This window comes from Trichocoleus sp. DQ-A3 (assembly GCF_039961975.1).
GTDB lineage: Bacteria > Cyanobacteriota > Cyanobacteriia > Cyanobacteriales > FACHB-T130 > FACHB-T130.
On sequence record NZ_JAMPKC010000017.1, the window covers coordinates 21137 to 33562 of the forward strand.

Below are 12426 nucleotides of genomic sequence, written 5' to 3' on the forward strand. Positions count from 1 at the left end.
CTGTTGCGCCACAATAATGCCTATTTCTCTAAGGTCTAAGCGTTTTTCCGCAGCACTGGTGACAGTTCTTGTCTCTGTCTCCGTGTCTTGGTGCGACAAAGCACCCGCAGCATTTGTACAGCCCCTCCGAAGCAAACGGGGGATGGTTGTCTCCGCTCACCGACTGGCAAGTGATGCCGGGTTGAGTATGTTACGTAAGGGAGGCAATGCAGTCGATGCAGCCGTGGCAACTGCTTTTGCCATTTCCGTTGTCGAGCCTTTTTCGGCTGGGATCGGCGGCGGGGGTTTTGCCCTGGTACGCTTGGAGAAAACTGGAGAAATCAAAGCGCTTGACTTCCGCGAACGCGCCCCCCTGAAGGCAACGCGGGATATGTATCTGGATGCAGCAGGGAAAGTGCGTCCCAATGCCAGTGTCAATGGATATTTGTCAGTCGCAGTGCCCGGAACGGTAGCGGGACTGTACGAACTCCATCGCGAGTATGGCAAACTTCCCTGGAAAGAAACGATCGCACCGGCGATTCGTTTTGCCAACGAAGGCTCTACGATTAACCCTACCTCGCGTTTTGCCCAAGTTGCGGGAAACCGTAAGGATGCCATTCTCAATAATCCCGCAGCCCGACAAATTTTTGCGCCGAACGGCACTTTGTTTGCACCGGGAGAGAAGCTGGTACAAAAAGATTTGGCCAAAACCTTACAAGCGATCGCCCTCAATCCTCAAGACTTCTATACTGGCGACATTGCCCGCGCGATCGCGAGCGATATGGCAAAAAATGGGGGTTTGATTTCCCTTGATGACCTAAAATCTTATAAAACGGCTTGGCGTGCCCCCGTCTGCGGCAATTTCCGCGCTGCTCGGATTTGCTCGATGCCGCCGCCTTCGTCAGGAGGCGTTCACCTGCTGCAAATCTTAAATATTATTGGGGAAACTGACTTAAAATCCAAAGGATGGCACCACCCAGACTCCCTGCATTTGATGGTGGAAGCAATGCGGATCGCTTATGCGGATCGGGCTGTACATTTGGGCGATCCGGCTTTTGTAAAAGTCCCGGTTAACGCTCTGATCGATCCGGCATACGCCGCCAAAAGACGCCAGGAAATTAGTCTAGAACGGGCACGAGCTTCCACTGAGGTAAAGGCAGGGAATCAGGAGACGCTACAGGGCTTTGGCAAGCCCAAGGAATCGCAAGATACGTCTCATTTAACGGTAGTCGATGAGGAGCGCAATACTGTCAGCCTCACGTTCACGATTAACTACGGGTTTGGATCGGGTGTAGTGGTGCCGGGAACGGGAATTCTGCTAAATGACGAGATGGACGATTTTGCCGCTGCGCCGGGAGTCCCCAACGTTTTTGGATTAGTGGGCGGTGAAGCGAATGCGATCGCTCCCGGCAAAATTCCCCTCTCCAGTATGACCCCAACGATCGTCACCGAAAATGGCAAGCTGCGGATGGCTGTCGGTGCGCCTGGAGGTAGCACGATCATTACTACCGTGATGCAAGTTGTCCTCAACGTCCTGGAATACGGCAGGGATGCCGGTGCCGCCGTTTCTGCCCCCCGCATCCATCATCAATGGCTTCCTGACAAGCTGAACGTGGAACCTTACGGTTTAGACGCTGCCACGCTTGCAGAACTGAGTCGTCGAGGGCACAAAATCGAAGAGCGATCGCCTTGGGGAAATGCGAACGCGATCGTCGTTACTCCTGATGGCTTATTAGAAGGGGCTGCCGATCCTCGCGGCGAAGGTGCCCCAAGCGGTTATTAGAGAGGGCTGAGGGAAGAGGACTGAGGGCTGAGGACTGAGGACTGAGGACTGAGGGCTGAGAGAAAAAGAGTGAGGGCTGAGGAGTCAGGGAAGAGGGCTCAGGGAAGAGGATTGATTTCAACCGCCCTCAGCTAGATGTGAGAAGCTTTCCTTAAAGAGCGGGAGTGTCAATTGTTATTGCCCAAAAATTGCACTAAAGGTTGAAAAGTTGAGACGAGTTCGGGACGACTCACGACTAAAGTCGGGAAAGAAATACTGCCATAATTTACTCCTTTTTGCAAAGGAAACACGGGTTTTGAATTTAGCGGTATCCAAACCCCACCCGCCGCCTGCAAAATTGCCCAGACTGCTGCAATATCCCAAACTTTGGGGGTAGATTCAACCCCGCCCAAGCTGGTACCGGAAGCAACTGCCAGGAAATTGTAGGTAGTGACGCCCAGCATCCGGATTTTGCAGGGGAAAGGTTTCTGCAAAATAGAGGTACTTCTGGCACACACGCAGAAGAAGTGACTATTACTCGGAGCATCTGGACTAGTGTGAATCGGGCGATTATTTAAAAAAGCACCATTGTCACCACCTTCACCGTGCCAAAAACCGTGAAAAGATTGTCTGGTGGGGGGAAAATACACGTACCCGAATACCGGAGTGCCTTGATACAGCAATCCCATTGAAATTCCCCAGATCGGAATTCCCCGCGTAAAATTGGTGGTGCCATCAACCGGATCGATCACCCAGCACCATTCGGAACCGAAAAAAGTATGTTCTGCCTCTTCGCTTAAAACATCGTGAGTCGGGAATGTGCGCGCGATCGCTTCTCGAATTTCTCGATCCGCCCACTTATCTGCCTGCGTTACCAAACTCCCATCTGCTTTATGTTCTGCCTGGATCTGCCCAAAATCTTGCAGCAGTTGCTCACCGAGTCTAACCGTCGTCTCTTGTGCAAAGCTGAGAACCTTCTCCCAAAAATCTGTCATCTGCGTTCGTGGTTCGGGGTTGATGGCTAATGGCAATACAATTCACCATTAGCGATGATCTATTCGCAATTCGTTAGTCTAATTCACCTTCCAGGACAGTTGCGATCGCATTTTTGGCATCTGTGCGAAATTCTGACACATTTACCCGACTGAGGAACCAAACCGCTAGCACCATCCCCACGGCTTGCAGCGCAAATACCAATCCATAAGAGAGTACCGGGTTTGCAAATAGCTGTTTCCCCACATCCAAAACAGCACCTCCCGTCACGGTTGCCAGTGCCCGTGCCATTGCCTGCGCCAATCCCCAAGCACCGATAAACGTACCGGCTGTTTCCGCTGCTGTCAGATCCAGCATTAAGCTAATCGCGCCGGTGGTTGTGACACCAGAGCCAAGCCCAAACAAGAATAACGCACCCTGCAATAACTTTTGATTTTGGCTAAATCCTGACAGGATAATCAACACAAAACAAGCGGCTACTAACAAACAGCCTAGCTTAGCGGTTTTTTGCTTACCTAGGCGCGGCACAATCAAAAAACCAGTGCTGCTAATTCCAATCAGGGTTCCCAGTCCCCAGTAAGCATTCAGCTTGGTTGTTTCCGAAACTGGCATTCGGAAAACCTCGCCCCCATAAGGTTCTAAGACTGCTTCCTGCATAAACAAACTAATCGTCATCACCAGCAAAAACGTAAAAAAGATTCCCGTTTGCCGGTTAGCGGTTAACACTCGCAATGCCTTACCCAAGGTAATGCTATCTTCTCGCTCTACTAAAGTGGAACGAGAGGTATAGCGGGAATATTTTTTCTCGACGCCCACCGTCGCCAGCAATGCCAGACCCACCACGGTCGCCGGTACAATCATAAACAAGCGGTCGATCGAGGCTTGCAATGCTGATAGGGGTGCGTCTGTGCCGACTTGCTTGAGCAAACTGCTGCCGAGAATTGCCCCGATAACAATTCCCACCATCAACATAGACCAGACAATCCCGACGAGTTTAGAACGATTATCTTCATCGGAAACATCCACCAACATCGCGGCAAAGGGAGTCGAACTCATACTCAGCGCCACGCCATAAAACACGAACACAAGTGCCAGCAAACCAGTCCAGCCGTAGGTTTGGGTTGTCCACGACCAACCCCCAGCAGCTTGCACCACATTGCCCAGACGCCACATAACTTGTACGGCGAGGAAGGATGCGATCGCAAACAGTGTTGCACCTATCCACACATAACCCGTGCGGTGATACCCCAATATCGGCTTTGCATCCGACATTTGCCCAAACCACACTCGCACTGGGGCAACAAACTGGTGCATCGCCAAGGCACCCGCTGCAATTGTGGCAGGAATTGCTAACTCCCCAATCATGACTCTGTTGAGGATGCCCAGCGCCAAAACGGACATCATCCCCAATCCCATCTGAAATAAGCCGAGTCGGAACATGGTGAATAAATTCACCTTGGGAGGAAATGACTCGCGGGGTTTCGAGTCTTCTGGTTGCAAATTTGATATATCACCTGTTGCCATCTTTTTTTAAAAGCAAATGAAAGCATCTTTTGCTGTTTTCATTTCACCATACTCATCTGCGACTGTCTGCGACGTTAAACTGAAAAATATAAAGTTTTGTAAAGAGTAGAAATTTTGAGCCTACAAACGATTACTTTAGGACGCGATGGTCCCACAGTCACCCAACTCGGTATCGGCACTTGGGCTTGGGGGGACAAGCTGTTTTGGAATTATGGCAGCGATTACGGGGAAGCCCAACTACGAGAAGCCTTTGAAGCCACGCTAAATTCCGGCATTACCTTTTTTGATACTGCTGAGATTTATGGGTTCGGAGAGTCAGAGTCACTTTTGGGAAAGTTCATGCAAGAAACTGGATGTCCTGCCCAAATTGCTACTAAATACGGCCCTGCCCCTTGGCGATTCACGGCTCAATCGGTCTCAGATGCTTTAACAGAAAGTTTAAAACGTCTGCGGGTTGAGCAAGTCGCCCTCTATCAGGTGCATTGGCCTTTTACCTTTTTGATGAGTCAAGAGACGCTGATGAATGCTCTAGCCGATGAGGTGAAGCGAGGCAGAATTGCGACAGTCGGCGTCAGCAATTATTCAGCCGAACAAATGAAAGAAGCCCACCAACTGCTGGCAGCCAGGGGTGTGCCTTTAGCGGTGAACCAAGTACGCTATTCTCTGCTAACTCGACAAATCGAAACCAACGGCATTCTAGACACAGCGCGTCAACTGGGGGTGACAATCCTGGCTTACAGCCCTCTTGCACAAGGGTTACTCACTGGTAAGTACACCGTTGAGAAGTACCAGGAACCGACGGGTGCCCGCAGATTTGACTCTCGCTTCAGCCGCAGCGGCTTAGAGAAAATCTCCCCAGTGACATCCTTGCTGAGTCAGTTAGGGGAAAAGTATCAAAAAACCCCCGCTCAGGTTGCCCTCAATTGGTTAATCGCTCAGAACGATGTGATTGCGATTCCAGGCGCAAAGACAGCCGAACAGGCGCGGCAGAATGCCGGGGCGCTCGGTTGGGAATTGAGCAGCGAGGAAGTTGCCCAATTGGAACAGGTGAGTCGTCCTTGGCGAAATTAAACCGATTTTAAATTTGGTTCGCAATCGAGGCACCGCCTCGATTGTGTCCATTATTGAAGGAACGACGCGAGCCGTATTCGACCCGTAGGCGCAGCCTGCATCCGCCAGAGCGACAAAGGTAGCAGTACCGACCTAACTTCTACAGAACACAGCATTTTTTTAGCCAATTAGAAAAGCGACACATAAAATTTAACTTAGTTACCACTTCAGGCTAAAATTACTGGATGGTGTGAGTACACAGAAATATCTGTTTAGCTGATGTCCACTCGTTCATCTACACTGACCCGTCCGCAAGACTCTGTTGGCAATTCCGAGCCGCTGAGCAATCTTTTGACAGCCCCAACTGGTGAAAAGCATCTGAAGCCTGTGACCAAAGCTGTCTATCAAGCCGACCAGCAAGTTAAGTTCCTGCATTTGCAGGCGGAAGTTGAAATTCTCTTGCAACAGCTGCAAACAATCAAACAGCAGCGGTTAGCATCGGATCGCGAGATGGCGGCGACACCCAGCACCGCTAACCCGTAAGGTTCGTAGGAAGAGGCTTTTATCCCTAGAAATGCTGTTTGTAACTCTATCGGCAACTCTTCGGTGCTAGCTTCGTTTGCCCGAAGTTATAAATCATTCGCCGATCAAAAATACTGCCTGCCACAAATCTGTATCGGGCAGTATTTTTGTGCGCGTATAAACGCACTGCACTCAACGAAAACCACGAGAACTTTAATCTCTGCATGACATCGACCATCCCAGCAACGATCCCGAACTCGGATGCAACCACTGACAGCCTGCACCTAAGAGACATTTTGAGAAGTCTACCGCGTGAGGTTTTTACCAAGAATCGCCGCAAAGCTTGGCTCACAGCGCTGATTAACGTTTTAATGGTTGGCTTGGGCTACTGGGGTTTAGCGATCGCTCCCTGGTTTCTTTTACCTCCCCTCTGGATTTTTATCGGCACAGGGTTGACTGGTTTTTTTGTGATTGGTCATGACTGCGGACACCGCTCCTTTGCCAATCGGCGCTGGGTGAACGATCTCGTGGGGCATTTATTCATGCTGCCGCTAATTTATCCTTTCCACAGTTGGCGGATTCTGCACAATTACCATCATGCCCACACCAATAAGCTTAATGAAGACAATGCTTGGGAACCCTTTCAACCAGAGTTTTATAACAGTTTAGGAAGCTTGGGACAGTGGGGCTATCGCTTACTGCGGGGTCGATTTTGGTGGGTGGCTTCGATTGTCCACTGGGGCGTTATGCATTTTAATTGGTGGCAATTTAAAGGCAAAGACCGCCAGAAGGTGAAATTATCGGCGATAGTCGTGTTGGGATTTGCCAGCGTAGCTTTCCCCTTATTAATTGCCACAATCGGCATCTGGGGGTTTGTCAAATTTTGGCTTCTACCCTGGCTGGTGTACCACTTCTGGATGAGTACCTTTACCTTGGTTCACCACACAGCGCCGGAAATTCCCTTCACCCCCGCCAACGAGTGGAATCAAGCTCAAGCGCAACTCTTTGGAACCGTCCATTGCGATTATCCGCGCTGGGTGGAATTTCTCTGCCACGACATCAACGTTCATATTCCCCACCATATTTCTACCGCAATTCCCTCCTATAACTTGCGACTAGCTCATCGCAGTATCCAAGAAAAGTGGGGAGACTCAATTCGTGAATGTCGCTTCTCTTGGTCTTTGATGAAGCAGATTACAGATGAATGTCACCTGTACAATCCCGAAGACTCTTACTACCAGTCTTTTGAGGACTACCACTTTGGGCGATAGGCTAGCAGCTCCAAAATAATCAGGTATACACTCTTTCAAGCACCCTTGACTTTTTAGGAATGGGGTGTTTTTTTTGGCAAAAGGGTATTTTTAGGTGACGGATCAACTGCACGCCGGTCGAGATGTACCCACCACTCCGGAATTTCATCTGCACGAAAAATTTCACGAGTTTGGTTAGGCGGCGTGCCTGGAAAACCCAAATTTGCAGTAACAGATAATTTGGACAACTTGAGCAATAAACTTTTCCTAGTTTGGTTCTCCACCTAGCGTTTATAGCTTGGGGCAAGGGTGCTTAGATAGAAAGTAATCCCTATTCCCACAGGAATAATCTCGATTAATAGCAAGATAAAGGCAGAACTAGCTAAACACAAAAATGGTATCTTTTGCGCTGGGGATGAAACATCTTCATCAGTTTGCCTTTGCTGCGGGTGAGTGAGGCTACCGTTACCAACCACTGCTCAACCAACTCCAAGAATTAGAAATTAATCGCTATTGCTCAGTTGCTGCCATGTCGCTTGATAGTCTTACTCCTATTACTTCGTAGACTTTTACCGTCCTTCTTACCACATCCTGGTCATCAAATTCACGTAACACCTTCTCTCTCCCGGCGTCCCCCATTGCTTTGCACAGATCTGGATCTTTCAGGAGTACCTCAATGGCATTAGCCAGCAGCCGAGCATTTTTAACTGGAACCAGAAAGCCATTTTCGCCAGGAATAACCACCTCTCGACAGCCAGGGACATCCGTTGCTACCAGTGGTTTCCCCATCGCAGCTGCTTCTAGTAAAATCCGAGGCACACCTTCCCGGTAGGAAGGAAGCACAACAACGGTTGATAAGGCGATCGGGTTTTCCATCTTCTCTACATACCCTAGAAGGTCAACCGCTCCTTCCCTGCGCCACTGCTCCAAGGTCGTCTCAGAAATTGAAGATGGATTTCCGGTGTCTGGGACACCTGCTATTTGAAAGGTCGCGCAGACTCCTTTTGTTTTGAGGATGCGGGCAGCTTCAACGTATTCAATCAGACCCTTATCAACTAGCAGCCTAGCGGCGAACAACACAACCGGAGCAGGTGGAGCATCAGGGTGACTAGGACGTGGTGAAAAGCGCTTCAAGTCAACACCAGAGCTTCTGATTAGTACCGTCCGGTCCGGAACGATCAACTTTCGGTCTGCAAAAGCTTGCAGATCATCCATATTCTGGAACACAACCCTCACTCTACGAGCAGTCAATATCTGCCGATACAGAAACCGGATAATCGGTTGTAAAATACGAGCCTTCCACTCGGTGCTAATAAAGATGTAGCCCAAGCCGGTTACAGCATTCACAACTGCTCTGGTTCTACTTAGCTTTGCACCAATCGTTCCGTACAGAACGCACTTAATTGTAAAGTGATGGACAGCGGAGGGCTTCTCACGAAGGTAAATGTATGTTAAGTGAGCAATGGTTAAGAGTTCTACTAGAGGGTTGATACTCCGCCGACTCAGCCGCAGTTGAATCCAACGAAACCCTTCTGCTTCCAGCCTTTCGACGTAGGCATCCCAAGGGGAAACTAAAACGACTTCGATTCCCTGAAGACGCAAAAATCTAGCTAGAGGCAGACGGAAGTTATAAAGATACCAGCCCGTATTAGCAACTAGCAAAATTTTCAGGCGATTTTTGTTTTCCACACAACTTAATCTCACCCTAGTTTTATCAATTAGTTTATATGCAGGTATGGAAATATATAAACTTGATAGTGAAACCAATACTAATAAGGTTGTCTATAAAGTCAATTCGCCCAGCTTAGATGTGTTCTTGGTAGGGGCTCTCTTCAGAGCTAACAATCTTAGGGAAAAACAGGGTTCTATCGATTCATTCCTAGTTGAATGCTTCGCCACTACAAGATAATTAGCGCCTTACAGATATACTCTAAAGACTCCAATAATGGATAGTGGATGGTAATGTAGCAGGGTCAAGAACCGATTTGACATCCATTAATACTCCACCTGAGCGCAGACAAGTGAGTAGTTGAGCGCTGGGCATGTCTAGGTAGACTTGATGACTGACTGCAAGGATCAGCCCCTCCAGATCGGATAAGACTTGCCAAGGGACAAGGTCAATGTTGTAGTAGCGCTGGGCTTCATCGGGATCGACCAAGGGGTCATGTACGAGTGGCTCTACACCAAATTGTTGCAGCTCTGCGACAATATCTGGCACTCGGCTATTGCGAAGGTCTGGCACATTTTCCTTAAACGTTAGCCCTAGAATCCCAATTCGCGACCCTTTGATGGGCAGATTAGCCTGAACTAAAAGCTTGACTAGGCGCTGTCCTAGGTATGTACCCATGCTGTCGTTGATACGGCGACCGGCTAGGATGACTTGAGGATGATACCCCAGCTCTTCTGCTTTAGTCGTCAGGTAATAAGGATCGACCCCAATGCAATGACCCCCGACGAGTCCAGGTGTGAAGGGCAAAAAATTCCATTTGGTTTTGGCTGTTGCCAAAACATCCCAGGTACGGATGCCTAGGCGATCGCAAATTAAGGCTAACTCGTTCATCAAGGCAATGTTCAAGTCTCGTTGAGTGTTCTCGATGACTTTGGCTGCCTCGGCTATTTTGATGGAAGGGGCGCGGTAAACGCCTGCGTCAATGATGCTGCCGTAGACATTGGCAACCCGTTCCAGGGTTTCGGCATCCTCCCCAGCTACGACTTTGACCAGGTTTTCTAGGGTGTGAACGCGATCGCCAGGATTGATCCGCTCTGGTGAGTAACCTAGCTTAAAATCTATACCTTGCTGTAAGCCTGATACCTTTGCTAAGACCGGCCCACAAATATCTTCTGTTACTCCCGGATACACAGTGGATTCGTATACGATTACTGCTCCTGGTTGTAGCACTTTGCCAATTGTTTCAGAAGCTTGGATCAGGCAGGTTAAGTCCGGTCGGTGGTTGCGATCGATTGGCGTTGGTACGGCGACTACAAAAAAATTTGCTTCGGCGAGGTTGGCGATCGCGGTGGATATCTGGAGATTGGAGGTTTTTAAGTCATCATTGCTGACTTGACGCGCAGGATCGATGCCCTGCATGAGGATATTGACTTTCTCAACATTACTATCAAAGCCAATTGTGCCGGGGAACTTTTTGGCAAACGCCAAGGCAACAGGTAAACCAACATAACCAAGACCGATGACGGCAATGCGATTTGTTTGCCTAAACGCTTTGCGATCGCTCATGATACTTGCTTCTCTTTGATGTTTAGAACCGGATCGGTCTGCCTTTAGTCATCTAACCATGCCTGGAACATTAGGACAGCCCATAGATAATATTGCCAGCTTGCGATCCCCGATAGATGCTTCTTCTGTTTCTGACCAATGGGTTGAGGATTGAAACAACCCCAATGCTGCGATCGCTGTTCTCAAAGCAATGCTTCTCACCAGTGGCACACAGAACTCTGGCAACCAGCATTTAATCGAGATACCAAAGCCCATTTTGGTTTCCTCAATCAAGTTCCGAGGCATATACTTACATAAAACTTGCGGCAAAAGTTATGTACCCTAACTTTTTTTAATTTTAATTGTCAGTGGCACGCACTTAGCAAATTCCATAACTACAAAGCTAACAATTTATATTAGCGACTCAGAAATTTTTTAGAAAATGTTTCATTCCTACACCATTTATCCCACCCTAGTATTACCAACTAATTTCTATTCCACGTTTTGAAATATTTTAATTTACTAGGCGTTCTAATACCAAACTACAGCACCTTTGCTATACACCTTACTTGGCGTATTCAGCTTGATACCTATAGATTATAATCAATCATTTGTTGTAGCTTTCAAGCAATGCTCCTGCTTCATAAGAGGGTATACGCACTTTTTACCTCAGTAGTTTCAAAGGCAAGTTTAAGTAGTAGAGATTTACACGATGAAGCCTTAATTCTTTGTCGTGAGTCCTGTGGTACAATTCCACAACCGAATACCGCCATTATACCTTCTGGTATATGGTAGGCTGTGCCCGCCTCGACTTGATGTATTGTAATGCCTGCTGATTCCCAACTAAAATCAATACTTTCTCCATTTTTATTCTTATAAATAAATTTCTTTAATTTAATGTCTATAGCAGGAGGCGTTCTAATAGTAATACTAAGGCTACTAGTGATTTCTTCAACCTTGAATAGTGGCTTCCCACTCATAGAGTAACAGTTATTCAACTTTTGAATGAGATGGTATCTTACTTCTGGGTCGGGAATTTCTACAGCAATCTGCGGCACCATTGCCAGAAGTTGCTTGTAATCTGTTTTTTGTAAGCCGAATACACCCATAAATTTGGGGATATCTGAAATTGCCGATGAAAACCCTTGATATTCATCCCGATGAATTGCGGCTTGCCCCATACTGGTGGCAAAGACTAAAGTTATTTCTGGATTTACTTTGCACAATTGCATGGCATCAGCCAACATTTTGTCAAGTATTTCAAGAGCGAAAATCATGGTAGCCGCATGGATCTTGGGTTGAGTGAAGTAGCGATCGCCAAATTCTTCAGGAAAAATATGGTGCCAGTAGCGGTGCATTACACTAGCCACATGATTCGTAAAAAATGTAGAAAATGCGGGTGGGTTATGGGCGTTATAGAGAGATTTGAATATATCCCATAAAAGGATAGTCTGGAAAGTTGATCGACGTGCAACACGTGGTGGGTCAATCCATTCCATACAAAGCTGCTTGGCGATTTGTATGATGGTACTCCTGGAAATACCAAGTTTAGGTAGAGAAGCTAATAAACCTGATAAATCTTTAGAAATCAGTCTATCTTTTTTGACAACAAGACCGTTTTTGGCAACTTGCCCCAGGTTGAATTTTTGGAAAGACTCAATATATCTGGGAATACACCTTTCGTCGTGAGCAAAAGTATCGGGAATGTAGAATCCACCCTCACCTGGATCGCTAGGAGGCCAACTTTGTAAAGAGCCACAGATACCAATACTTAGACCAAGTTCGCGAAATTCCTCCCAGAGTGGCTTACCTTTGAAAGTACCGGGATTTTGCCCTAAATTTTTGATTCCATGCTCTTGATTACTCATACCCCGATAAAATGAAGGCCAAGTAACCCAAGGTGAGAGTTCACCGCTATCAACTGCTAACGTAGTGTAAGTTTTAGCGTTGTCAAAAAACTTTCTGATGTGAGGAAAGCGTGGATCAGTTTTGAATCTATCGATAAGCTGCCACGGAACTTCATTGATTTCCAATAACAGAATTTTGCGGAGTGGTCTAACTAGATTAGACATTTATATCCTCCAATAGTTTATTTTTAGGGGCAGAGTAACTGGATCAATTACTGACTTAAC

Annotated in this window: 10 protein-coding genes; 4 read left to right on the forward strand and 6 right to left on the reverse strand. The window is 47.6% G+C overall.

All coding sequences use genetic code 11. The features are described 5' to 3' along the window. Positions 1–16: 16 nt before the first annotated feature. Positions 17–1762 (forward strand): gamma-glutamyltransferase, encoded by a 1746-nt coding sequence (gene ggt, locus NDI44_RS20745; protein WP_190416079.1) that lies wholly within the window; start codon positions 17–19, stop codon positions 1760–1762. Positions 1763–1929: 167 nt separating this feature from the next. Here the strand turns inward: ggt and NDI44_RS20750 are convergent, their stop codons facing one another. Together NDI44_RS20750 and NDI44_RS20755 are read right to left on the reverse strand one after the other, a co-directional pair. Continuing rightward, entirely contained in the window at positions 1930–2736 is an 807-nt protein-coding gene (locus NDI44_RS20750) for an inositol monophosphatase family protein (protein ID WP_190416080.1), read from the reverse strand. Between the two features lie 73 nt (positions 2737–2809). Then, positions 2810–4258, reverse strand: a complete 1449-nt coding sequence (locus NDI44_RS20755) for a BCD family MFS transporter (protein WP_190416081.1) — start codon at positions 4256–4258, stop codon at positions 2810–2812. Positions 4259–4372: 114 nt separating this feature from the next. Between NDI44_RS20755 and NDI44_RS20760 the strand changes: the two genes are divergently transcribed. From NDI44_RS20760 to NDI44_RS20770, 3 genes are all read left to right on the forward strand, one after another. After that, the gene (locus NDI44_RS20760) at positions 4373–5329 is read left to right on the forward strand and encodes an aldo/keto reductase (RefSeq protein WP_190416082.1); all 957 of its coding nucleotides are present in this window, start codon (positions 4373–4375) and stop codon (positions 5327–5329) included. 258 nt (positions 5330–5587) lie between these two features. Continuing rightward, positions 5588–5851, forward strand: coding sequence for a hypothetical protein (locus NDI44_RS20765; protein WP_190416083.1), 264 nt, complete (start codon positions 5588–5590; stop codon positions 5849–5851). 203 nt (positions 5852–6054) lie between these two features. Continuing rightward, on the forward strand, positions 6055–7101 hold the full coding sequence (locus NDI44_RS20770) for a fatty acid desaturase (protein ID WP_190416084.1): 1047 nt from the start codon (positions 6055–6057) through the stop codon (positions 7099–7101). Positions 7102–7590: 489 nt separating this feature from the next. Here the strand turns inward: NDI44_RS20770 and NDI44_RS20775 are convergent, their stop codons facing one another. The 4 genes from NDI44_RS20775 to NDI44_RS20790 form a co-directional block, all read right to left on the reverse strand. Further along, a complete protein-coding gene (locus NDI44_RS20775) occupies positions 7591–8769 on the reverse strand; it encodes a glycosyltransferase family 4 protein (RefSeq protein ID WP_190416086.1) in 1179 nt (392 codons plus the stop codon). Between the two features lie 241 nt (positions 8770–9010). After that, complete coding sequence (locus tag NDI44_RS20780) at positions 9011–10315, reverse strand: nucleotide sugar dehydrogenase (RefSeq protein ID WP_190416087.1); 1305 nt, start codon at positions 10313–10315, stop codon at positions 9011–9013. A gap of 48 nt (positions 10316–10363) precedes the next feature. Then, positions 10364–10570 carry a hypothetical protein gene (locus NDI44_RS20785; protein WP_190416088.1) on the reverse strand — a complete coding sequence of 69 codons (207 nt, stop codon included), beginning with the start codon at positions 10568–10570 and terminating at the stop codon, positions 10364–10366. Positions 10571–10935: 365 nt separating this feature from the next. Then, entirely contained in the window at positions 10936–12366 is a 1431-nt protein-coding gene (locus NDI44_RS20790) for a hypothetical protein (RefSeq protein ID WP_190416089.1), read from the reverse strand. Positions 12367–12426 lie beyond the last annotated feature (60 nt).

Excerpts from the sequence above, each read along its gene's own strand:
- NDI44_RS20750 (WP_190416080.1), bottom strand. The coding sequence starts at position 2,736 with ATGACAGATTTTTGGGAGAAGGTTCTCAGCTTTGCACAAGAGACGACG.
- NDI44_RS20770 (WP_190416084.1), top strand. The coding sequence starts at position 6,055 with ATGACATCGACCATCCCAGCAACGATCCCGAACTCGGATGCAACCACT.
- NDI44_RS20790 (WP_190416089.1), bottom strand. The coding sequence starts at position 12,366 with ATGTCTAATCTAGTTAGACCACTCCGCAAAATTCTGTTATTGGAAATC.
- ggt (WP_190416079.1), top strand. The coding sequence starts at position 17 with ATGCCTATTTCTCTAAGGTCTAAGCGTTTTTCCGCAGCACTGGTGACA.
- NDI44_RS20780 (WP_190416087.1), bottom strand. The coding sequence starts at position 10,315 with ATGAGCGATCGCAAAGCGTTTAGGCAAACAAATCGCATTGCCGTCATC.
- NDI44_RS20755 (WP_190416081.1), bottom strand. The coding sequence starts at position 4,258 with ATGGCAACAGGTGATATATCAAATTTGCAACCAGAAGACTCGAAACCC.
- NDI44_RS20765 (WP_190416083.1), top strand. The coding sequence starts at position 5,588 with ATGTCCACTCGTTCATCTACACTGACCCGTCCGCAAGACTCTGTTGGC.
- NDI44_RS20785 (WP_190416088.1), bottom strand. The coding sequence starts at position 10,570 with ATGGGCTTTGGTATCTCGATTAAATGCTGGTTGCCAGAGTTCTGTGTG.